Here is a 23,025-nt window from a genome sequence, read left to right on the forward strand (position 1 = left end):
CCCAGCTCGTCGTTGACGTCCTTCAGGCCGTTGAGATCGGCCACGATCACACTGACCGGGAAGGGACCCTTGCGCTCCAGGCGGTTGAGTTCGTCGACCATGTAGGCACGGTTGTGCAGCTTGGTCAGTTCATCGTGCTTGCCGAGGAATTCCAGATAGGCTTCGGCCTTCTTGCGGGCGGTGATGTCGGTGAGCGCCACCAGCACCAGGTCCCAGTTTTTCTCGTGACCGGGGAAGACAGAAAACTGCAGATGGACGTGAAGGGTTTCACCGGTCAGCGAGTAGTTCACTACCTCACGGTGGTGCAGCAGGTTGCCGTTCCACAGCTCGATCAACTGTTCATTGAAATGCGGACGCATGTCGTCGCGGAACACGTCGGACAGCCGCGAGAGCAGGGTGGCCTTGTCCGGGGCAGCGAACATGGACAGTGTCTGCAGGTTCACATCGATGACGCGGATTTCCTGCATGCAGCGCTCCACGAATTCCGGATGCACATCCGTGAAGGTGCGGAAATCGGTGATGCCGATGCGGTGCAGGTCGTCGAAGAGGCGCTTGACCGCGCTGAAATCTTCCACCCACAAGGAAATGGGTGAATATTCGAACAGGCCACGCGCGTAGTTTTCGCTGCGGGAAAGCTTCTTGCGGGCAGTTTCGCGCTCGGTGACGTTCTCGATGGCCAGCAGCACGTAATCCCAGCTCTCTTCGCTGCCGGGCATGATGCGCCCGGACAGCTGGATGTCCAGCCGCTTGCCGCCCAGGGTGTAGTTGACGGTATAGCTGGAGAAGGTGGTGCCGCCATTCCACAGCTGCACCATCTCATCGATGAAGGTGTCGAGCATGTCATCCCGGAAGATCTTGTCCAGGTTGGCCACCAGGTGCGCCAGGTCGCGCGCTTCATACCATTCCAGGGTGCGCCGGTTGACGTCGACCACGCGGATCTGCATGGCACAGGCCTGGGCGCGGCTGGGGTCCACGGTCAGATAGCTGCGCAGGTCGGTCACGCCGTCGGCGCGCCACTGGTCGAACAGGCGCTTCAGGCCGCTGTAGTCCTCTTTCCATAAGGAAACGGGCGTCAGGTCGAAGGTCTCTTGTTCGGAAAGGGCCGGGATGGAAGCCGGAACGGAGCGGGCGAGGGAGGATTCGTTCTGCATGACACTTCATCTTTTGCTGATGATGAAGTGTAATAGTTTTATGGAAACTCCTGCAGCTCTTCCATCGCCCGTTCACCTCGTTTTGCGCAATTTTATTGCTTGGAACACGCGGATGATGCGAACTTGTTAACTAAAAGTTAACTTTCATCAACCCATCCGTCTGCCCGTGGCCAAGTGGCTCAACGGCCAGAGCCGCATTCCGCTGCGGTCCTCGCGCCCAGCAGACTGCGCAACAAGGCCACCAAGGGCGCATACCATGCCTGCGCTACCGGACGCAGGCACAGCAGTTCACCCTCGTGCGTGGCCAGCACACCGATCCAGCCCTCGTGCGCCAGCACCATCCTTTCTCCGTCGCTCAGCCGGGTCTGGCGGCTCACCAGACGGTCCGCCTGCCATTGCGCCGATTCGGTCACGCGCACTTGCGGCGCCTGGCACAGCAGCTGGCTGCCGGCAGGCAGCCAGAGTTGCAGATGCTGGCCGGTGGCCAGTGGCAGGACCTGGGTGGTGGTGCGGGCGGGAAGCGGGGCGGGCATGGTGTTCTCCTTGTTGAATGGGCCAGCCTGCAGTCTAGGGAGGGCGGCGCGGCGACAACAGGCACAGGAAAATTCACTCTGCTGCGTAACAGGCTGCAGCTTTTTGCTCTGTTACCCCTGCTTTTCGCCTACTCTGTATCTGTTCTGGTTTCGTCCTCACGAAGATGATGACTGTTATGGATACCCGCCTGCACCTCCCCGACATGACGCCCGCGGCACCGCCGCCGGCCACCGCACCGGCCGCCCTTGCCGCCACCCCCGACAGCGGACGCCAGCCCTTGTACCGGCGTCTGGCCGAGCATTATCAAGGAGCCATCCAGTCCGGTACCCTGGTGGCCGGCGACCGCATGCCCTCGGTGCGCGACCTGATGCGCCAGCACCAGGTGAGTCTGTCGACGGCCTTGCAGACGCTGCGCCATATGGAAGAGGGCGGCTGGCTGGAAGCGCGTCCGCGTTCCGGCTACTTCGTGCGCCAGCCACGCCGTTCGGCGATCCGGCCGGTGCAGGAGCCCAAGAGCCTGATGGCCATCGATCCCGAGCAATATGCGGGCATCCATGAAAAGGTCTCCAAGTACATCGCCCTGCGCCAGAGCGGGGCACCGCGCATCGACCTGTCCGGCATGACCTGTGCGCCCGAGCTCTATGCGGTGGAAACCCTGAAGCAGGCCGCCATGCGTGCCCTGCGCGAGCGCCCCGAACTGCTCACCAGCGCCATGCCTCACAACGGTAACGCCACCTTCCGCCAGGCAGTGGCACGGCGCGCATTGCATCACGGCATGCGCATCGATCATGAAGAAGTGGTCGTCACCCACGGCTGCATCGAGGCGCTCAACCTGGCCCTGCGCGCGGTGGCCGGGCCGGGCGACACGATCGCGGTGGAGTCGCCGACTTACTTCGGCCTGCTGCAGGCACTGGAAAACCTCGGCATGAAGGCGCTGGAAATCCCGACCAGCCCGCATACTGGCATCTCGGTGGAAGCGCTGGAACTGGCCGTGCGCACCTACGGCAACATCAAGGGCGTGGTGGTGGTGCCCAACCTGCAGAATCCGCTGGGCTGCATCATGCCCGACGAGCACAAGGACAAGCTGGTACGCCTGTGTGAAGAATTGCGCCTGCCCCTGATCGAAGACGACGCCTATACCGAGCTGGCCGACGGCAACGTGCCCCCCTCCAGCCTCAAGAGCCGCGACCGCAGCGGCAATGTGATCTATTGTGCATCGCTCAACAAGGTGCTGGCCCCCGGCATGCGGCTGGGCTGGATGAATGGCGGGCGCTGGCATGAGCGGGTCAAGATGCTCAAGTTCACCCACACCCGCGCCAATGAGGAATGGACCCAGGTCACCGCCGCCGACTTCATCGCCAGCCCCGCCTATGACCGCCATCTGCGCCGCCTGCGCCAGTTGCTCAAGGAACAGCGCGAACGCATGGCGGAGTCGATCGCAGCCTATTTCCCGGAAGGTACGCGCCTGAACGTGCCCAATGGCGGCGTCGGGCTGTGGGTGGAGCTGCCGGCGCAGGTCTGCTCGCAGCAGTTGTTCGAGCGGGCGCTGCTGGAGGGCGTGGGGGTGTCGCCGGGGGCCATCTTCTCCAATTCCAACCGCTACGGTCACTTCCTGCGCATCTGCTGTGGCCATCCCTTCACCCGCGAACTGGACCAGGCCCTGCGCCGACTGGGCAGCATCGGGCACAGCCTGGCTTTCTTGTAGAGCTTGGCAAAGTTTCAAGAGAATCAGGCATTGCCCGAAAGGGCAGTCTGCTGCAGACTTGTAAAGAAAATGTAAAGAGCGCCGGACTTTCCGTCTGGAGCCTTCATACGCTTTACGAGGGGAGCCGTTCATGCCTGAGCAGCAGACTACGCAGATCCAGCCACCGCACGCGGTCCGCCTGAACGCGGCCATCGATGCCCACATGGCGGGCCGCCGCGAAGAAGCCCGCGCCGTCTACGAAGCCGTGCTGGAAGACGATCCCATCGAGCCGGTCGCCTTGCACTTCTACGGCATCTGGCTGCACCAGGCCGGACGCCATGCCGAGGCGCTGGACAAGCTGGAACTTTCCAGTGCGCTGGAACCCGAGAATGCCGCCTGGCACAACGACCTGGGCAATGTGCTGTTTGCTCTGGGCGAGCTGGACGGTGCTGCGCAGGCGTATCGAGCGGCGCTGGAAGCCGCGCCCGCAGATCACACGATCTGGAACAACCTGGGGGCCACGCACATGCAGCGGGGCCACAATGAGGAGGCCATCGCCGCCTTCCAGCGTGCGGTGGAGATCGCCCCCGAATTCCTGCCGGCGCTGCTGCACCTGGGCAATCTCTTCGAGGCCGCCGGCGACAAGATGCAGGCTTCGCACTACCAGTGCCGCGCCTACGTGTTGCCGCCGATGGAAGGCAAGTCCTGGGAGATGGTCGGGATTTCCTTCTACTTCCTCGGCCGCCTGGAAGAAGCTGCAGAAGCCTATCGCGCCTGGCTAGCCAGCGAACCCGACAATCCGATTGCGGCCCACATGCTGGCCGCCTGCTCGCAATTGGATGTGCCTACGCGCGCCTCGGATCGCTACCTCGAATCGCACTTCGACCGCTACGCCGAGACGTTTGAAACCAATCTGCTGCACAGCCTCGGCTATCGCGGCCCCAGCCTGATCGGGCAGGGCGTGGCCTTGGTCACGCAGGCGGCGCGCCAGTTTGCCACCATCGACATCGGTTGCGGGACCGGGTTGTGCGGGACCTATTTGCGGCCTTATTCGCAGCATCTGACCGGCGTGGACCTGGCTGGCAAGATGCTGGAAAAGGCCGCGGCCACCGGCCACTACGATCAACTGGAAAAGGCCGAGATCACCGACTACCTCCTGCGTCATCCGCAGAGCTGCGACTTGGTCACGGCGGCGGATACGATGATCTATTTCGGGGATCTGGAGAACGTGTTCAAGGCGGTTGCCACGGTCTTGCGGCCGGGCGGGCACTTCGTCTTCACGGTGGAGGTGCTCACGCCCCAGGACGGGGTGGGGCAAGGCCATCGGCTGCATGCCAGCGGACGCTACCGCCATGGCCGCGATTACGTGCGTGCGCTGCTGCAGGCACAGGGCATGGAGCCGCTGCACCAGCGTGATGAAGTATTGCGCGAGGAAGTGCGCCAGCCAGTGGCCGGCATGCTGTTCGTGGCGCGCCGGCAGTGAAGCGACGCGCCACGAGGGGCGGCATCGGTCAGGCTGCGGCCTTGAGCGCCGCTTCCACCTGCTCCCGCCGGGGGATGGGGTCGACCGCGCCGTAGCCGGTGGTGGAGAGGGCGGCCGCGACGTTGGCATAGCGCGCTGCCTGGAAGGGATCGCGCCCGGCCATCAGCTCGGCCATGAAAGCCCCGCCAAAACAGTCCCCCGCACCCGTCGCATCCAGCGCCTGCACCGGATAGGGCGCGACCATGCGGCGCTCCTGGCGGGTAGCTACATAGCAGCCTTCATGGCCCAGCTTGAAGGCCACCAGCTTCACACCGTAATCCAGCAGGTGATCGACGATGGCGTCCCGGTCATTGAGTCCGGTCAGCATCGATACATCTTCCCAGCTCGGCAGGCAGACATCGCACAGGCGGAAGGCCTCGGCCATCTTCGCCTGTGCGCGTTCCAGCGGCCATAAACGCAGCCGCAGGTTGGTATCGAGCGAGGTGGTCACGCCAGCGGCGCGCGCATGCGCCATCGCAGCCAGTCCGGCGTCGCAGGCGCTCTCGCTGATGGCCAGGCTGATGCCTGACAGGTGCAGGGCACCCGCTGCGGCGATGGCTTGCAAAGGCAAGTCGCCCACGGTGTAGCGGCTGGCTGCCGAGCCGGCGCGGCGATAGTGGAAGTGATGTCCCTGATCGTCGTGCGTGACGAAGTACAGGCCGGTGCTGCCATTGGCTTGCACCGCCACGTGCTGTACGTCGACCTGCTCGCGCTGCCACAGCGCCAGCAGGTCCTGGCCGAAGTGGTCGTCCCCCACGGCGCTGACATAGCCCGACGCGGCACCCTGGCGGGCTGCCGCGATGGCGAAGTTGGAGGTGTCGCCGCCAAAACCCTGCAGGTACTGGCGCGGCGTGTCGATGCGCTGGTTGAATTCGACCATGGCTTCGCCATAGGCGAGGATGGGTTTGTTCATGTGCTGTTCTTTCGCTCTTCTTTCCCGGGCATCGATCAGAAGAAGGTCTGCACGATGTCGGTCACATCGAAACGCTGGTCCACCACCACCAGGTGACGCCACTTGTCGAAGGTCAGGCAAGGGTGGGAGATGTCGAAGGCGATCATGTCGCCGACCTGGATATCATCGCCCTCGGCAATTTTCAGGTAGGCGTGCTGGTCCATCATGCCGGTCACTTCCCAGTGCGCCGGGGTGGCTTGCGGCTGCGTATCCTGTCCCGGGCGGAAGCGCGTGACCGGGGCCGGCAGGCCGGCATCGAAAGCCGCATCGCGCTTGCCCAGAGCGATGATGGCCTTGTCCGCCTCGGGGATGGATTGCACGTAGGCCCACAGCTGCAGCGCCGGCTGCAGCTGGCTGCGCATGCTGTGCGCCACCGGATTGCGGACCTGGATCTGCGATTGCGCGGCACGATAGATGCCCACGTCATGGGTGAGATAGCAGCCCGGACGCAGCACCACGTCCAGCGCGGCACCGATGTCGGCCTGGCCGAATTCCTCGGCGACCACGTCGTACCAGGCCGAACCAGCCCCGGTCAGGATCGCCGGGCCCTGCGCCAGGCGGCGTGCCAGTTGGCCTTGCGCGGAAAGATCCTTCAGGCAGGCTACCGCGCGCTGCAGGAAGCGGCGGATGTCGGCCTCTTCCTTGAGCACACCTTCATAGACCTCCACACCCGCCAACGCCAGGCTGTCCCAGCGGCTGATGGCCGCCAGCACCGCCTGTTGTTGCGCCTCGTCACGCACGCCGGTACGGCCGCCTGCGGGGCCCAGTTCCAGCAGGACGTTCAGGGCCTGCTTGCGCTCGGCGAAGAAGCGGCCCAGCTGATCGGCCAGCGCAGCCGAATCGACCAGGCAGAAGAATTCAAACGAGGGATCGGCCAGCAACTCCGAAATGATGGCCATGTTGCGCTTGCCCACCAGCTGGTTGGCCATGATGACGCGGCGCACGCCGTGGTGATAGGCGGCCAGGGTCTGGTGGGCGGTGGCCAGGGTGATGCCCCAGGCGCCGGTGTCGAGCTGGCGCGCGAAGAGCTTGGGGGCCATGGTGGTCTTGCCGTGCGGGGCCAGCTTGACCTGGTACTGGCCGACGAAGTCCTGCATCCACTTCAGGTTGTGGGCGATCTTTTCTTCATACAACACCGCGGCCGGCAGGCTGATGTCTTCATTGAGCAGGTTCCAGCGCACCTTGCCCGCCTGTTGCGGGGTGAGGGGTTGCGCCAGCGCACCCAGACCCTTGTTGAGCGGGTCGATCATGCCGGCCTGAAACTGGCTTTGGTAGTTTGTATCACTCATCGCTTTAATTCCTGTGAAATTAGGATTGACGTAATAATAGCCTTGAATTTACTATGTTTACGCCGTGTTAGTAAATAACATAAATTGTTTTCGCGGCACCTTCCGGGGTCGCTGGTTGCATGGCCCGCCCGTTCCCGCAGACTGAATTTTCCTTCCCATGGCGCAGACATTGGACATCATTTCCCGCATCACCGAGCGCAGCAGTACCTTGCGCCTGGCCGAACAGAAGGTGGCTGAAGCGATCCTGGGTGATCTGGCCGCTGCTGCCAGCGCCAGCATCGGCGAGCTGGCCGGGAAGGCCGGCGTCTCGGTGGCCAGCGTGACCCGCTTTGCCAAAGCCATGGGCTGCCGCGATGTGCGCGAATTCAAGTTCCTGCTGGCCCAGGCGGTGGCGGTGGGTCAGCGCTTCTTCGATGGTGCCAAGACGCTGCCCTCCGAGCAGCCGCCGGAACTGGCCGACGTGGTCTACCGCGACATCCACGCGGTGCTGGAACTGAACCGCGCCATGCTCAACCCCGACATGCTGATGCAAGCTGCACACCTGCTGCTGGGCGCGCGCATGATCTACTGCTTCGGCATGGGCGGCGGCTCCACCATGATGTCCGACGAGGCGCGCTATCGCCTGGTGCGCCTGGGCCGTCCGGTGGCGACCTATCACGATGCGGTGCTGCAGAAGATGGTGGCGGCCACCCTCGACAAGGACGACGTGCTGCTGGTCTTCTCGACCACCGGCAGCGTGCCCGAGCTGCTGGCCAGCTGTGAAGTGGCCCGCGAATACGGTGTCAAGCTGATCGCCATCACCGCCCTCGGATCGCCGCTGGCGAAGATGGCCGATGTGCTGCTGCCCATCAAGACGCTGGAAACCGACCTGATTTTCAAACCGTCCTCGTCGCGCTACGCCATGATGGCGACGCTGGACATGCTGGTGCTGGAGCTGGCCTTGCTGCACAAGGAAAGCAGCCAGGAACGCCTGCGCCGCCTCAAGTATGTGCTCGATGCCCATCGCGGCGGCGGCGACTTGCACCAGCCACTGGGAGACTGAAATGACATCCACGCAGCAATCGTCGGGCAGCCCCCGGCACTGCGACATTCTGATCCGCCACGCTCTTGTCATCGATGGCAGCGGGGCCGAGCCGGTCCAAGCCGACGTCGCCGTACGCAACGGCCGTATCGTCGCCGTCGGCCAGCTTGCTGGCTGGCAGGCCGAGCAGGAAATCGATGGCACCGCGCGCGTGCTCTCGCCCGGCTTCATCGATGCGCATACGCATGACGATACCAACGTCATCCGCACGCCGGAGATGTTCCCCAAGCTGTCGCAGGGCGTGACCACGGTGGTGGTCGGCAACTGCGGCATCAGTGCCGCACCGGTCACCCTCAAGGGCGATCCGCCGGACCCGATGAACCTGCTGGGCAAGTCCGAGGCGTTCCACTATCCGAGCTTTGCCAGCTATGTCGAGGCCGTCAATGCCGCGCAGCCGGCCATCAACGTGGCTGCGCTGGTCGGTCATACGGCCTTGCGCAACAACCACATGGACCGTCTAGACCGGGCGGCCAGCGATGCGGAAATCGACGGCATGCGCGCGCAATTGCGCGAGGCGCTGGAGCATGGTGCGCTGGGTCTTTCCACAGGCCTGGCCTACGGCAATGCCATCAACGCCCCCACGGAAGAAGTGCTGGCCCTGGCCGAGCCGCTGGCCGAGTTCGGCGGGCTCTATGCGACACACCTGCGCAGCGAATTCGCCGACATCCTCAATGCGATGGACGAAGCCTTCCGCATCGGCAAGCATGCACGCGTGCCGGTGGTGATCTCGCACCTGAAGTGCGCGGGCGTGGAGAACTGGGGGCGCAGCAGCGAAGTGCTGCGGGCACTGGAAGCCGCCTCGCGGCACCAGCATGTGGGCTGCGACTGCTATCCCTACACTGCCAGCTCGTCCACGCTGGACCTGAAACAGGTCACCGCCGATTACGACATCCAGGTCACCTGGTCGGAGCCGCATCCGGAGCAGGGCGGCAAGATGCTCAAGCAGATCGCCGCCGACTGGGGCGTGGACCTGCACGCCGCTGCCGCGCGCCTGATGCCGGCCGGGGCCGTCTATCACTGCATGTCGGATGACGACGTCAATCGCATCCTCTCGCATCCGGCGACCGTCGTCGGTTCCGATGGCCTGCCCAACGATCCCTTGCCGCATCCGCGCCTGTGGGGGGCTTTCACGCGCGTGCTGGGCTATTACAGCCGCGAGCAGAAACTGTTTTCGCTGGCCACCGCCGTGCACAAGATGACCGGCCTGTCGGCCCAGCGCTTCGGCCTGGAACAGCGCGGCTTCGTGCGCGAGGGGTATCACGCTGACCTGGTGCTGTTCGATCCCGAGACCATCCGCGATGCCGCCAGCTTTACTGATCCCATGCAGCCGGCGCATGGCATCGATGCGGTGTGGGTCAACGGGCAACTTGCCTATCGCGGCCAGGACAAGCAATCCACCAGCGCACGTGCCGGACGCTTCCTGGCGCGCACGGTGCAGAAAACGTCAGCCTGAGTTGCAGAAAACGTCAGCGGGCGATTATCAACTTCAAGTTGCAAATCGCTTTTCAGATTCGTATCCGAGTTCAATCCAAGTTCAGTAAAGGAGCAGCAATGAGCATTCAACGATTTGGTGTGGAAGGTGGCAGCGGCACCGGTGGCCAGCATCTGCCGTTCGCACGCGCAGTGGCCGCCGATGGCTGGCTGTACGTGTCGGGCCAGGTGCCCATGGAAAACGGCGAGGTGATCGACGGCGGCATCGTGGCGCAGTCGCACAAGGCCATCCAGAACGTGCTGGCCATCCTGAAGGAAGCCGGCTACGGCCCCGAGCACGTGGTGCGCTGTGGCGTGTGGCTCGATGATGCGCGCGACTTCCCCTCCTTCAACAAGGTCTTCAAGGAATACTTCGGTGCCAACCCGCCGGCGCGTGCCTGCGTGGTCTCCAGCATGGTGGTGGACTGCAAGGTCGAGGTCGATTGCGTCGCCTTCAAGCGCTGATGCAGCAGGGGCAGGGCAGTTGTGGAACTGCCTTGTCCTGCCCGTTGCCGGGCAAGACGGAACAAGAAGAACAAAAAGAATAAACGATATAAAAGATTTAAAGAATTTTCCGATTTCGCAGTACCAATTTGCCGGCAGGGGTGTCGTATCGCCGGCGGTGTCTTTTACCTTCTGAAGAGGAGCAACAGATGGAGGCTGTACAAGGAAGTGCGCTACTGGTCTATGCACTGGTAGCGGTGATCGCATTGATCGTGCTGATCGCCAAATTCAAGATGAACCCGTTCATCGTGCTGATCGTGGTGTCGCTGGTGCTGGGCCTGGCCGTGGGCATGCCCATGGGCAATATCGTCAAGGCCTTCGAGACTGGCGTCGGCAATGCGCTGGGCCACATCGCACTGGTGGTGGGCCTGGGCACCATGCTGGGAAAGATGATGGCCGAGTCGGGCGGTGCCGAGCGCATCGCCAACACCATGATCAAGGCCTTCGGTGAAAAGAACGTGCACTGGGCCATGATGACGGTGGCCTTCATCGTCGGTTTGCCGGTGTTCTTCGAAGTCGGTTTCGTGCTGCTGGTGCCGATCGCCTTCAACGTCGCCAAGCGCACCGGGACCAACATGGTGCTGGTCGGCATTCCCATGGTGGCCGGCCTGTCGGTGGTGCACGGCCTGATCCCGCCGCACCCGGCCGCGCTGCTGGCGGTGACCGCCTACAGCGCCGACATCGGCCGCACCATCCTGTATGCGCTGATCGTCGGTATTCCTACGGCCATCATCGCTGGTCCGATCTTCGGCAAGCTGATCTCCAAGGTGGTGATTCCCAATCCGGACAATCCGCTGATCTCGCAATTCGTCGATGAGAGCAAGAAGGACCGTGAACTGCCGGGCTTTGGCATCACGCTCTTCACCATCCTGTTGCCGGTGGCGCTGATGCTGATCGGCAGCTGGGCGGACCTGTTCTTCGCTCCCAAGACTTTCGCCAATGATTTCCTGCGCCTGATCGGCAACTCCGTGATCGCGCTGTTGATCGCCACCCTGGTGAGCTTCTGGACCTTCGGCCGCGCCCGTGGCTTCGGTGCCGACCAGATCCTGAAATTCACCAACGAGTGCCTGGCGCCCATCGCCGGTATCACGCTGGTGGTCGGTGCCGGTGCGGGCTTTGGCCGCATCCTGATGGACGGCGGCGTCTCCAAGGCCATCGTCGGCATCGCCACCGATGCGCATCTGTCGCCGCTGATCCTGGGCTGGTTCGTTGCTGCGCTGATCCGCGTGGCGACCGGTTCGGCGACGGTGGCCATGACTACCGCCTGCGGTATCGTTGCGCCCATCGTCTCCACCGTCGGTGGCGTGCGTCCGGAGCTGATGGTGCTGGCCACCGGTGCCGGCTCGCTGATCCTGTCGCACGTCAATGACGGCGGTTTCTGGCTGGTCAAGGAATACTTCAACATGACCGTGCCGCAAACCTTCAAGACCTGGACCGTGATGGAAACCCTGGTCTCGGTGCTGGCGCTGCTGTTCACGCTGGCGCTGGCGACGGTGGTGTAAGTACGCTGCAGTTCTTGCGCTGAAAAAGAAAGGCTGCCCGGAGTGATCCGGGCAGCCTTTCTTCTTTCTTCATCGTGCAGGTGCAGGTGCAGGTGCAGGTGCAGGTGCCGGGCAGGGGATGCGCGTGCTCAGTTGCGGAAACGCGAATCATCGAAACGCGGATCAGGACCGTTCTCGATCTTCTCCACGATGCCCTGATCGTTGAAATACACGGTCATCTGCGAATTCCAGACGCCGCTTTCCTTGAAGCCGTAGTTCCACGCCTCGAAGGGGATGCGGGCATAGCGCGTCACTTCAGTGGGACGGCCCACGCGGCGCAGCACATCCAGCTTGGTGTCCTGCTTGGCGCGGATGGCGTGGAAATTCTGCAGCGTCCACACTTGCTCGTAGGAAATCAAACGATGATCGGGGCCGATGCGGGCCATGTACTGGTATTGGCCGAAGGCACCGGCAGCGTATTCAAAGACGCGGCCGTTGCCATCCGGATACACATTGGTGGGCGCGCCCAGGCGGGCCACGACCTGTTCTTCGGGCTCGCCCGGCTGCACCGGCGGTTGCAGCAGCGAGGCACAGCCGGACAGGGCGGCAGCGGCCAGCAGGGCGGCAGCCAGCTTGGGGCGGGCGCGTTGCATGAGGGAAACGGGGGAAGGCATGTCGACTCCTGAGTAAGTTGTCATTCCGTCCGGCTGTGGCAGGGACGCAGCGTCATCGGCGGCAATAGTGCGGCTGTGCTTGCCAATGTTGGTCGGAATGGTTTTTTGCTATATAATTTCGCGTCCGGTCGGTTTGACCGGATTCTCATTTTTTGTTCACGGTATGCAGGGCAGGTCAGTTTTCGACGCTCCGCACACCGCTTGTGAAAGGTAAAAGCAATGTCCATCGAAAAAGCAGCCAAGGCTGCCATTATCTCCGAAAACGCTCGCGGCACGAACGACACCGGTTCTCCGGAAGTGCAAGTCGCGCTGCTGACCGCACGCATCAACGACCTGAACGGCCACTTCAAGGCCCACGTCAAGGATCACCACTCCCGTCGTGGCCTGATCAAGATGGTCAACCGTCGCAAGAGCCTGCTGTCCTACCTGAAGAACAAGGACGCTGATCGTTACCGCGCCCTGATCGAGAAACTCGGTCTGCGCAAGTAATTTGACTCCGCGTCTGGGTCCCGGGGTTTGCGCCCCGGACCACCACGAAATGCCTGCGTCACTCGTTGATGCGGGCATTTTGTTTTTTGCGATTCCGCAAGCTCAGGCATAAGCCGGGGCAAGTATCCTCGCAAAACGCCCTCCCTCGGGGCAGGAATGCATCATCGTTTCATCGCGGCAGGCTGTTTGTGTGATCAATGCCGCGTTCGTCGTGAGTGACCGGTTTCGCCGGCCACTGTGGTGAGGTGAACGACAGCGCCTGAAAATCTGTCGGCAAAAGGAAGCCGTGCACCGCGGACACAGTCGGGGCCGGCTCCATAAAAGAAAGGAAATACCGTGTTCAATAAAGTAACCAAGACCTTCCAGTACGGTCAGCATCAAGTGACCCTGGAAACCGGCGAAATCGCTCGCCAGGCTTCTGGCGCCGTGGTGGTGTCGGTGGAAGACACCGTCATCCTGGCCACCGTGGTGGCCCGCAAGGAAGCCAAGCCCGGCCAGGACTTCTTCCCCCTGACGGTCGACTACATCGAGAAGACCTATGCAGCCGGCCGCATCCCCGGCGGTTTCTTCAAGCGTGAAGGCAAGCCTTCCGAAAAGGAAACCCTGACCTCGCGCCTGATCGATCGTCCGATCCGCCCACTGTTCCCGGAAGGCTACCTCAACGAAGTGCAGGTGATCATCCACGTGCTGTCGGTGAACCCTGAAATCGATCCGGACATCCCCGCCATGATCGGTGCCTCGGCAGCCCTGTCGCTGGCCGGCATCCCCTTCAATGGCCCGGTGGGCGCAGCCCGCGTGGGTTACATCGACGGCCAGTACGTCCTGAACCCGACCACCTCGCAGCTGAAGTCCTCGCAGCTGGACCTGGTGGTGGCCGGTACCGAAACCGCCGTGCTGATGGTGGAATCGGAAGCCGATCAACTGTCCGAAGAAGTCATGCTGGGCGCTGTCGTGTTCGGTCACGACCAGTCCAAGGCCGTCATCGAAGCCATCCACGCCCTGGTGCGTGACGGCGGCAAGCCGGAAGTCCAGTGGACCGCCCCGGCCAAGAACGAAGCCCTGATCGCACGCGTCTCGCAACTGGCCGAAGGCCCGCTGCGCGAAGCCTACCAGACCAAGGACAAGCAAGCCCGTACCGAAAAGCGCAAGGCCGTGACCGCCCAGGTCAACGAAGCCCTGATCGCTGAAGCCGCTGCCAACAACGGCGTGGCTGCGGATGCTGCCGAAGTCGGTTCCATCCTGTTCGACCTGGAAGCCAAGATCGTGCGTTCGCAGATCCTGGAAGGCGAACCCCGCATCGACGGCCGCGACACCCGCACCGTGCGTCCGATCTCGATCCGTACCGGCGTGCTGCCGCGTACCCACGGTTCGGCCCTGTTCACCCGTGGCGAAACGCAAGCCCTGGTCATCGCGACCCTGGGTACCGCACGCGACGAACAGAAGATCGACGGTCTGCTGGGTGAATACTCCGACCGCTTCATGCTCCACTACAACATGCCTCCGTTCGCCACCGGCGAAACCGGTCGCGTGGGCACCCCGAAGCGCCGCGAAATCGGCCACGGCCGCCTGGCCAAGCGCGCGCTGATCGCCGCGCTGCCGGCTGCTGACGAGTTCAGCTACTCGGTGCGCCTGGTCTCGGAAATCACCGAGTCCAACGGTTCCTCCTCGATGGCATCGGTGTGCGGCGGCTGCCTGGCACTGATGGACGCCGGCGTGCCGATGAAGGCCCACGTGGCCGGCATCGCCATGGGCCTGATCAAGGAAGGCAACAAGTTTGCCGTGCTGACCGACATCCTGGGCGATGAAGATCACCTGGGCGACATGGACTTCAAGGTGGCCGGTACTGCCAACGGCATTACCGCCCTGCAGATGGACATCAAGATCCAGGGCATCACCAAGGAAATCATGCAGGTCGCGCTGGAGCAGGCCAAGGAAGGCCGCCACCACATCCTGGGCAAGATGCAGGAAGCCGTGCCGGCTGGCCGTGCCGAGCTGTCCGACTTCGCACCGCGCCTGATCACCATCAAGATCAACCCGGAAAAGATCCGTGACGTGATCGGCAAGGGCGGCGCAGTCATTCGCGCGCTGACCGAAGAAACCGGCACCCAGATCGACATCAGCGACGAAGGCGTGGTCACCATCGCCTCCGTGGATGCATCGGCTGGCCAGGAAGCCAAGCGCCGCATCGAAGAGCTGACCGCTTCCGTGGAAGTGGGCAAGATCTACGAAGGCACCGTCCTGAAGCTGCTGGACTTCGGCGCCATCGTCCAGGTCCTGCCGGGCAAGGATGGCCTGCTGCACATCAGCCAGATCGCCAACGAGCGCGTCAACGCCGTGGCCGACTACCTGAAGGAAGGCCAGCAAGTGCGCGTCAAGGTTCTGGAAACCGATGACCGCGGCCGCCTGAAGCTGTCGATGAAGGCTGCCCAGGCCGAAGAAGGCGACGCTGCCGCTCCGCAAGAAGCGCAGTAATCCCTTCTGCCTGAACAGGCAACAAGAAAATCCCCCGTGCCGCAAGGCCGGGGGATTTTTTTATGCGTGCAAGATGATGCGGACAATCTGCCCAAGTGATTTCGAACCAAAAGTATGCGATTCTGTCCGTCTGCTTTGAGGGACATCAAGGTTCCGGTGTGCCGCGCTCATCAGGGGAGGGCGTGGTACTGCCAACAGGCAGATCCGCAGATCCGAATAGAGAGTAGGGGACAGCCGCGCGGCCAGGCCAGATTCACATGACCGGCCTGCGCGGACAGAACAACACGTTACTTTTGAAAGGAAGGCAATGCCCCACGTCATCATCATCGGTTGCGGCTTCGGCGGTCTGGCCGCTGCGCGTGAACTGGCCCACGCCGATGTGCGCATCACCATGATCGATCGCAGCAACCACCACCTGTTCCAGCCCTTGCTGTACCAGGTGGCCACGGCCGGGCTGTCGGCCCCGGCCATCAGCGCGCCGATCCGCGCCATCCTGGCGCAGCAGCGCAACCTCACCACGCTGATGGCGGCGGTGACCGGGATCGATACCGCCGGCAAGTCCGTCACGCTGGAAGACGGCAGCGAACTGTCCTATGACTACCTCATCGTCGCCGCAGGCTCCACGCACAGCTACTTCGGCCGCGATGAATGGAGCGCGCTGGCTCCGGGCCTGAAGACGCTGGAAGATGCCTTCGAAATCCGCAAGCGCATCCTGATGGCCTTTGAACATGCCGAGCGCGAGACTGATGCGCGCCGCCGCCAGGAATGGCTGACCTTCACCGTCATCGGCGGCGGGGCCACGGGCGTCGAGATGGCCGGTACGCTGGTGGAAATCGCGCGCCATACGCTGTCGGGCGAATTCCGCAACATCGATCCGCATTCTGCACGCGTGGTGCTGGTGGAAGGCTCGGAGCGCGTACTGGGGGCCTATCCCGAGGACCTCTCCGAGAAAGCCCGCGAACAGCTGCACAAGCTCGGTGTGGACGTGCGCACCGGCTGCCGTGTGGTACACATCGATGAGACCTGCGTGCGCTATGCCAATTTCGATGGCGAGCAGAGCCTGGCCACGCGCACCGTGATCTGGTCGGCGGGTGTAGCGGCCTCGCCGCTGGGCAAGAAGCTGGGTGTACCGGTGGACCGTGCTGGTCGTGTACCGGTCACGCCGCAGCTCTGTATTGGTGGCCATGACGAAGTGTTTGTGATCGGTGACCTGGCCGCCGCACAGTCGGACGGCAAGCCGGTGCCGGGCGTGTCACCGGCGGCCAAGCAGATGGGCCGCGTGGCCGCGCGCAACATCAAGCATCACATTGCAGGGCAGCCGGCCGAGAGCTTCGTCTACAAGGACTACGGATCGCTGGCCACCATCGGTCGCCGCGCTGCCATTGCCATGGTCGGCAAGCTCAAGTTCTCGGGGTATCCGGCCTGGTTGTTCTGGCTGTTCGTGCACGTGTATTTCCTGATCGGTTTCCGCAACCGCATCATGGTGATGGCCGATTGGGCCTGGGCGTATTTCACCTTCAAGCGCAGTGCACGGGTGATCTCGGCGACCATGCCTGCGCAGGGCGCGCAGACGCCGACGCGCAGGGACGTGACTGAGTAAATTCTGTTCCTTCTTAACTGGCAAAAATCAGGCAAAAAAGCCCTCGCGACCTTCACGGTGGCGAGGGCTTTCACGTTGTCGCGCTGCGTTCGGCCTTGCGGTGACTGCAGCGTTATCGTTTCTTCTAGAGGGCAAATTGGACCGCGAAATCGGATCGTGCCAACTAGCTTGGTCTTCGCGAAAACTCAAAAAAAGTTACACAATAAATTGATTCGTGGTAACTTTTGAGGACGTTTGCGTAAGCTGACGGGGTATTGACGGGCCGGGGGGGGCAGCTGATGTCAAGGCATTTCAAACGATCCTGATGACTGAACGAGGCCCTGGTGCGTCAATCGGTGCTTTGACCAGTTACTTGATCGAGTGAAATTTCCTGGAAATGATATGAATAATAAAAGAAGAGATTTTCTGTTGTCGATGTTGATGTCTGGCTTTTCTATGGCCGCCTTTGCCCAGACCGGGGAAGTCGATATAAGAAAACGCTGTGAAATGGGGGCCGACGGACAAGATGCGATCTATGTACTGACTTTTGTTGCACGATCAGGCCCACGTATGGGTCATGCCTATGTGGAGTGGGCGGCCGAGGACAGTGTCCTTCGCGCTTGTATCTCGCAGGGCTTCGGCTTGGTACCCCAGAGCAGCGAGGGACGTGATTCGTTGCCCATCGTATTGCTTCGCAGCGTACCTGGAGCCGTGCACGTTGAAAATGAACGTGATGAGACAGGAGAGTTGCTCAAATTGTTCGTGCGCGTGGATAGCCGTCAGTATCGCGCAACGCTTGACTATGCACGCGCATTGAATGCCAGCGCCAGCCAGACTTACAGGTTGCTGGATAACGATTGCGTCGAGTTCATCAGGTCGGTGGCAGCACAGCTCAATCTGAATGTGCCAAAACGTGGCGTTCTCACATTGACGCCGCGGCGATACATGATCGCGTTCATCAAGCAGAATTTGCCGCGTGTAAAGGGACGACCCTGATCCTCTGATCACTTTTTCCATCCGCATGCGGATGATCGGCTGCCACGCGCACGAATGCGTGGGCAGCCGCCTTTCCTTCAGTCTTCCAGCGCCAGCATGGCAAAGCTGGCCAGCCAGTGGCCACCGCTGTAGTGGCTGCCGACCACCTGGTCGATGGAGGCCGCGATGTGACGCTGGATCGCCGCTTCGATCGCACTGCGTGCCGCGTGATTGGCGGGCAGGTGACGCAGCACGTTCTTCATGCACCAGGCACGCGAGAGGTTCAGGCCGTCCAGGTGCGCGACCTTCGGATCAGTCGGGTCGGAGACATAGGCGGGATGCGTGATCTGGGTGACTTCGGCAATGCGGGGCAGATACAGATCGAACCATGCGGTGAATGCATCGGACGAGAGCACCTTGCTCATCAACAAGGCCTCGGTCAGCGCACCAGAGATGAATTCGTCACCACCCGGTTCATAGTGAGCCGGATAGTCGGTGTCCTTGCCGTAGTGTTGATTCGACCAATCGACAATCAGTGCTTCCAGTTCGGTATCGGTGACGTGACGCGCGTAATCCAATGCCAGGGCAAGTGAAAACGCCGTGTTGAAGTGCGTGCCGACGCGAATCGGATAGCTCAGCTTCGACAGGTAGTCGAACAGGCGACGCCTGATCTCGGTGGTCAGCGGTTTCATCGCAGCATGCCATGCGGCTGCGCGAGGATGGGTCGACATCAACAGCTCCTGGTCCAGTGCCAGCAACCAGCCGAAGCCGTAGGGGCGTTCGAAGGGCGCACGATTGGGCGCACGGAAATAGTCCGTCTCGCGCTCCATGAGCTCAGGGGTGAAATGCTCGTCAAAGATCGCCGTGATCTCGTCAGTTACCGCCATCGACGGATACAGGCGCAGGCAGCGCAACAGCAGCCAGTAGCCATGCACCGCCGAGTGCCAGTCATAGCAGCCGTAGAAGACCGGATGCATCGCGCGCGGGGAGAGCACATCGCCCTCATCGTTGAGCAGATGCATGATGTGGTTGGGGTATTCCTGCCGCAGATAGGCCAGCGGCATGCGGGCAAATTGTTCCGCCCGGTCGAGAGTGAGTTGCATGGGGACTCCTTGAAGCAAGTGGGGCGACCGGGCCGCAACAGCACATGCGGCCCGGTCAGGCCTTTCGTTCAGATCAGCGGAAGGCGAGGAAGTACATCAGGAACACGTTCACGGTCAGCAGCGTCAGTGCAGTCGGGATCTGCACCTTGATGACCTGGTACTTGTTCTTCAGTTCCAGCAGCGCGGCCGGCACGATGTTGTAGTTCGCGGCCATGGGCGTCATCAGCGTGCCGCAATAGCCCGAGTACATGCCGATGGCCACCAGCGGTGCCGGATCGGCGTGATGCCCCAGAATCAGGAAGGGCAGGGCGATGCCCGCGCTCATCACCGGGAAGGCGGCGAAGGCATTGCCCATCACCATCGTGAACAACGCCATGCCCACGCAGTAGATCACCACCACCAGGAAGCGATTGTCCGGATTGACGAACAGGCTCACCACCTGCTGCACCGAGGTGCCGGTCTTGGCGGCCACGAAGACGCCGCCGAGCATGGCCAGCATCAGCGGCAGGATCGCCGCCCAGCCGATGGAGTCCACCAGGCGGCGCGACTGGCGCACCGCTTGCAGCGGCGTGCCACGGGTGAGCACGCAACCGGCGATGAGCGCACATACGCAAGCCACGCACAGGGCGGCCAGGGTCAGCTGCTTCTGGTCCAGCAGCATCAGGCCGCCGACCGAGACGCCCTTGAGCAGTACGGTACAGGCCACCGTGATGACCGGGATCAGCACCGCCGGGAAGAACAGCCAGTTGCCCAGTCGTTTGGCGGACGCCACGCGTTCTTCATGCGTGGAGGTCGCATAGCTGCCCATGGAGAGCATGCCGGTACCGGCGATGAGCGAGATGATGATGACGGTGCCGCCGATGATGCGGTGAGCCATGGACTTGCCCAGGCTTTCCACCAGCAGGTCGCCGAACAGGAATACGGCGCCGAACAGGAACCAGAACAGGGCCGTGGTGAAGCGCTTGGGGTTGCCCTTGTCGCGCAGGGTCATCACGGTCAGCATCATGACGATGATGCCGATGAGGTAGTAGATGCGGTTGATCGAGATGAGCGTATTCATGCGGACACCTTGGCAGCGGATTGGGTAGCTTTCCACGCATCGACGTCGCGGCGGATGGAAGCGTCGAGACGGGTCAGGCGGAACATGTGGATCACCAGTGCCGACAGGGCAGTGGGGATGGCCCACAGGCCGATGTGCAGCGGCTCGATGTTGGTGATGCCGTTTTCCTTCAGGAAGGCATCCATCAGCAGCACCGCGCCGAAGGCGATGAAGATGTCCTCGCCGAAGAACACCGCGATGTTGTCGCAGGCGGCGGCATGGGCCTTGATCTTGTCGCGGATGTGTTGCGGCAGGTCTTCGCCATAGGCGTTCACTGCTGCGCCTTCGGCCATCGGTGCCAGCAGCGGACGCACCGTCTGCGCCTGGCCGCCGAGATAGATCAGGCCCAGTGCGGCCGTGCCTTCACGCAGGATGAAGTAGAGCATCAGGATGCGCGCCGAGGTGGCGCTGGCGATGCTGGAGATCCACGCCTGGGCGCGTTCCTTCAGACCGTAATGTTCCAAGAGGCCGATGATCGGCAGGATCAGCAGGAAGGTCGCCAGCGAACGGCTGTTGACGAACTTCTCGCCGAAGGTTTCCAGCAGCATGCCGAAGTCCATGCCGACCGACAGGCCGGTGGTGAGACCCGCGACCGTGACCACCAGCAGCGGGTTGAAACGCAAGGCAAAACCGGCCACGACGATCGGTATCCCGATCAGTGGCAACAGTGTCGTACTCTCCATGAAAAACTCCCTATGTGAATGAGGAAAAATCCTGCCGCCATGGTGCAAGGTCCGTGCCAGCGATGTCGCGGAAAGCCGCGCCCGGACTGGCTTTGCGAGAATCTGCAAAGAGTAGGGGCGTGACTTTTCCTGCGACCTCGCGGGCCTCAGGCTGACGGCTTTTCTTGTTGTTTTCGGAACGGAACTACAGCTTGCAGCACCCCGTGTTCAACTGCGGGTGCCTACTTTCCTCCGTCTTGCGACGACGCCGGAAAAATCCTTCATATCGCCGCTCGCACGGCAATCTGCTCGGCGTGCAGGCGTGCCCGAATCTGGCGCGCGAAATCCAGGGCGTGCGCGCCATCTCCGTGCAGGCATACGGTCTGTGCATTGACTTCGACCAGGCTGCCGTCGATGGCCTTGACCTTCTTCTGCTTGACCAGCATCAGGGTCTGGGCGATGGCGTCGGCATCGTTCTCGATCATGGCGCCGGGCTTGCTGCGCGCGACCAGGCTGCCATCGGCTTCATAGGCACGATCGGCAAACACTTCTTCCACCGCATTGAGGTCGGCATGGCGGGCGGCGGCGATCAGTTCGCTGCCGGCCAGGCCATACAGGCTCAGTTCCGGATTGAAGGTGCGGATGGCGGCGCAGATGGCGTTGGCCAGCACGGCATCCTTGGCGGCCTGGTTGTAGAGCGCGCCGTGCGGCTTGACGTGGGTCATGCGGCCGCCTTCGGCGCGCACGATGGCGTCGAGCGCACCGAGTTGATAGAGCATGCCGCTGACGATCTCTTCAGGCGGCAATTGCATGGCGCTGCGGCCGAAGTTTTCACGGTCGGGGAAACTGGGGTGGGCGCCGATGGCTACGTGATTCTGGATCGCCCAGCGCACGCTGCGCCGCATGGTGCTGGCGTCGCCGGCGTGCCAGCCGCAGGCGATGTTGGCGGAGCTGACCAGGGTCAGCAGTTGTTCATCGGTGTCGCAGCCTTCGCCGAGGTCGGCATTCAGATCGATATGCATGGCGTTCCCTTATTTCTTGTAGAGCGTGGCGCGCGACCAGTCCAGAGCAGCGACCGTGGCGCGGATGGAATCGAGATAGCGCTGCTGTTCTTCGGCGGCGGCCAGGGCATCGGCCAGCTCGCAGGGTTCCAGCCGCAGGGTGGCGTTCAGCGGGGCCTGTGCCAGCTTCCACAGGTCGGCACCAATGATCACGCCGATCTTGGGATAGCCGCCGGTGGTCTGCGCATCGCCCATCAGGATGATGGGCTGGCCCGAGGGCGGCACCTGGATCACGCCCGGCACGACGCCATGCGAGAGCATGTCGCGGCCTTGCTTGCGCTTGAGTTCCGGACCTTCGAGGCGATAGCCCATGCGGTTGCTGTTGGGCGTGACGCGCCAGGTATCGGACCACAGCGCTTCACGCGCGGTCTTGCTGAACTGATCGAATTCGGGGCCGGGCAGCACGCGCAGGGTGACGTGCTGGCTGTGTTCATCAGCGCGCAGCGCCAGGCCGCTCCAGCGCGGAGAACGCACGCCGAAGGCGGGGCCGTGGACCGCTGCAGAGGCCGCGCTGGCGTCGCCGATGGGGAGCTTGTCGCCACGCTTGAGGGCGCGTCCCTGATGGCCGCCGAAACCGGCCTTCAGGTCCGTGCTGCGTGAGCCCAGCACCACAGGGACATCGATGCCACCCGCTACAGCGAGATAAGTCCGCATGCTGTGGCGTGCTGCCTGCTCGGGCGAATCGGCGGCCGCCAGGCTCAGCTTGAGCACGCTGCCAGCGCGCACCGGAATGCTCCAGCAGGCGGCGACGGGTTTGCCATCGAGGGTGGCGCCGATGTCGTCACCGCCGAGGGCGATGCGGGTGTCGCGGGTGAAGCGCAGCTCGGCCACGCCCATGGTGATTTCAAGTCCGGCCGCGTCGACCGGATTGCCCACCAGCAGGTTGGCGCTGGCCAGGGCCAGCGTATTGAGGGCGCCGCCGGGATGGATGCCGAGGCTGCGATGGCCGGTGCGGCCCATGTCCTGCACCGAGGCCAGCATGCCGGGTTGGATGATGTCGATCATGAGGCCACGCGCTCCACGGTAAAGCGTACACGGTCGCCGGGACGCAGCAGCGTCGGCGGTTGCTGGGAAGGATCGAACAGCTGCAGGGCGGTGCGGCCGATGAGTTGCCAGCCGCCGGGGGAGGCCATCGGATAGATGCCGGTCTGCTCGCCGCCGATGCCGACTGACCCGGCCGGGATGCTTACCCGCGGCGTGGTGTGGCGCGGCGTGGCCAGGCTGGCGTCGAGCCCGCCCATGT

Annotated in this window: 21 protein-coding genes; 10 read left to right on the forward strand and 11 right to left on the reverse strand. The window is 62.8% G+C overall.

Annotated elements, in window-relative coordinates:
* Both B3873_RS05530 and B3873_RS05535 read right to left on the reverse strand, forming a co-directional pair.
* On the reverse strand, positions 1 to 1,151 hold a 1,151-nt coding region (locus B3873_RS05530; protein ID WP_286864516.1), incomplete at its 3' end, for a sensor domain-containing diguanylate cyclase.
* A gap of 179 nt (positions 1,152 to 1,330) precedes the next feature.
* Positions 1,331 to 1,684: a hypothetical protein gene (locus B3873_RS05535; RefSeq protein WP_286864517.1), complete on the reverse strand. Its 354-nt coding sequence runs from the start codon at positions 1,682 to 1,684 to the stop codon at positions 1,331 to 1,333.
* 176 nt (positions 1,685 to 1,860) lie between these two features.
* Between B3873_RS05535 and B3873_RS05540 the strand changes: the two genes are divergently transcribed.
* Complete coding sequence (locus B3873_RS05540; RefSeq protein ID WP_286864519.1) at positions 1,861 to 3,390, forward strand: PLP-dependent aminotransferase family protein; 1,530 nt, start codon at positions 1,861 to 1,863, stop codon at positions 3,388 to 3,390.
* 130 nt (positions 3,391 to 3,520) lie between these two features.
* Entirely contained in the window at positions 3,521 to 4,852 is a 1,332-nt protein-coding gene (locus tag B3873_RS05545) for a tetratricopeptide repeat protein (RefSeq protein ID WP_286864521.1), read from the forward strand.
* 28 nt (positions 4,853 to 4,880) lie between these two features.
* Here the strand turns inward: B3873_RS05545 and B3873_RS05550 are convergent, their stop codons facing one another.
* Positions 4,881 to 5,804, reverse strand: a complete 924-nt coding sequence (locus tag B3873_RS05550) for a sugar kinase (protein ID WP_121039154.1) — start codon at positions 5,802 to 5,804, stop codon at positions 4,881 to 4,883.
* Positions 5,805 to 5,839: 35 nt separating this feature from the next.
* Complete coding sequence (locus tag B3873_RS05555) at positions 5,840 to 7,132, reverse strand: amino acid deaminase (RefSeq protein ID WP_286864524.1); 1,293 nt, start codon at positions 7,130 to 7,132, stop codon at positions 5,840 to 5,842.
* 157 nt (positions 7,133 to 7,289) lie between these two features.
* On the opposite strand from B3873_RS05555, the gene B3873_RS05560 reads away from it, so the two are divergent.
* From B3873_RS05560 to B3873_RS05575, 4 genes are all read left to right on the forward strand, one after another.
* Positions 7,290 to 8,174 carry a MurR/RpiR family transcriptional regulator gene (locus tag B3873_RS05560; protein WP_204725287.1) on the forward strand — a complete coding sequence of 295 codons (885 nt, stop codon included), beginning with the start codon at positions 7,290 to 7,292 and terminating at the stop codon, positions 8,172 to 8,174.
* 1 nt (position 8,175) lies between these two features.
* Positions 8,176 to 9,666, forward strand: a complete 1,491-nt coding sequence (locus B3873_RS05565; RefSeq protein WP_286864526.1) for an N-acyl-D-amino-acid deacylase family protein — start codon at positions 8,176 to 8,178, stop codon at positions 9,664 to 9,666.
* A 98-nt stretch (positions 9,667 to 9,764) separates the two neighbouring features.
* Positions 9,765 to 10,148 carry a RidA family protein gene (locus B3873_RS05570; protein WP_017450656.1) on the forward strand — a complete coding sequence of 128 codons (384 nt, stop codon included), beginning with the start codon at positions 9,765 to 9,767 and terminating at the stop codon, positions 10,146 to 10,148.
* A 188-nt stretch (positions 10,149 to 10,336) separates the two neighbouring features.
* Positions 10,337 to 11,689 (forward strand): GntP family permease, encoded by a 1,353-nt coding sequence (locus B3873_RS05575; RefSeq protein ID WP_039786736.1) that lies wholly within the window; start codon positions 10,337 to 10,339, stop codon positions 11,687 to 11,689.
* Positions 11,690 to 11,817: 128 nt separating this feature from the next.
* On the opposite strand, the gene B3873_RS05580 is transcribed toward B3873_RS05575, so the two are convergent.
* Positions 11,818 to 12,342 carry a hypothetical protein gene (locus B3873_RS05580; RefSeq protein WP_286864530.1) on the reverse strand — a complete coding sequence of 175 codons (525 nt, stop codon included), beginning with the start codon at positions 12,340 to 12,342 and terminating at the stop codon, positions 11,818 to 11,820.
* 219 nt (positions 12,343 to 12,561) lie between these two features.
* Here B3873_RS05580 and rpsO point away from each other — a divergent pair, with 219 nt between their 5' ends.
* The 4 genes from rpsO to B3873_RS05600 all read left to right on the forward strand — a co-directional run bounded on the left by rpsO (position 12,562) and on the right by B3873_RS05600 (position 17,878).
* Entirely contained in the window at positions 12,562 to 12,831 is a 270-nt protein-coding gene (gene rpsO, locus B3873_RS05585) for a 30S ribosomal protein S15 (RefSeq protein WP_006712917.1), read from the forward strand.
* Between the two features lie 336 nt (positions 12,832 to 13,167).
* Positions 13,168 to 15,303 carry a polyribonucleotide nucleotidyltransferase gene (gene pnp, locus B3873_RS05590; RefSeq protein ID WP_286864532.1) on the forward strand — a complete coding sequence of 712 codons (2,136 nt, stop codon included), beginning with the start codon at positions 13,168 to 13,170 and terminating at the stop codon, positions 15,301 to 15,303.
* Between the two features lie 307 nt (positions 15,304 to 15,610).
* Entirely contained in the window at positions 15,611 to 16,903 is a 1,293-nt protein-coding gene (locus B3873_RS05595; protein WP_286864533.1) for an NAD(P)/FAD-dependent oxidoreductase, read from the forward strand.
* 381 nt (positions 16,904 to 17,284) lie between these two features.
* Positions 17,285 to 17,878 (forward strand): hypothetical protein, encoded by a 594-nt coding sequence (locus B3873_RS05600; protein ID WP_209533304.1) that lies wholly within the window; start codon positions 17,285 to 17,287, stop codon positions 17,876 to 17,878.
* 77 nt (positions 17,879 to 17,955) lie between these two features.
* Here the strand turns inward: B3873_RS05600 and B3873_RS05605 are convergent, their stop codons facing one another.
* The 6 genes from B3873_RS05605 to B3873_RS05630 all read right to left on the reverse strand — a co-directional run.
* Positions 17,956 to 18,960 (reverse strand): DUF2891 domain-containing protein, encoded by a 1,005-nt coding sequence (locus B3873_RS05605; protein ID WP_286864536.1) that lies wholly within the window; start codon positions 18,958 to 18,960, stop codon positions 17,956 to 17,958.
* Between the two features lie 73 nt (positions 18,961 to 19,033).
* A complete protein-coding gene (locus B3873_RS05610; protein ID WP_039786724.1) occupies positions 19,034 to 20,020 on the reverse strand; it encodes a DUF979 domain-containing protein in 987 nt (328 codons plus the stop codon).
* A complete protein-coding gene (locus B3873_RS05615) occupies positions 20,017 to 20,742 on the reverse strand; it encodes a DUF969 domain-containing protein (protein WP_013233768.1) in 726 nt (241 codons plus the stop codon). Before B3873_RS05615 ends, B3873_RS05610 begins: the two co-directional genes overlap by 4 nt.
* A gap of 260 nt (positions 20,743 to 21,002) precedes the next feature.
* A complete protein-coding gene (gene pxpA, locus B3873_RS05620; protein WP_204725291.1) occupies positions 21,003 to 21,743 on the reverse strand; it encodes a 5-oxoprolinase subunit PxpA in 741 nt (246 codons plus the stop codon).
* Between the two features lie 9 nt (positions 21,744 to 21,752).
* Positions 21,753 to 22,787: a biotin-dependent carboxyltransferase family protein gene (locus B3873_RS05625; protein WP_286864539.1), complete on the reverse strand. Its 1,035-nt coding sequence runs from the start codon at positions 22,785 to 22,787 to the stop codon at positions 21,753 to 21,755.
* The coding region (locus tag B3873_RS05630) for a 5-oxoprolinase subunit B family protein (protein ID WP_286864540.1) at positions 22,784 to 23,025 on the reverse strand (242 nt) is incomplete at its 5' end. The genes B3873_RS05625 and B3873_RS05630, both read right to left, overlap by 4 nt.

The organism is Herbaspirillum sp. UBA812, from assembly GCF_002296545.1.
In the GTDB taxonomy this organism is placed as follows: Bacteria; Pseudomonadota; Gammaproteobacteria; order Burkholderiales; family Burkholderiaceae_D; genus Herbaspirillum; species Herbaspirillum huttiense.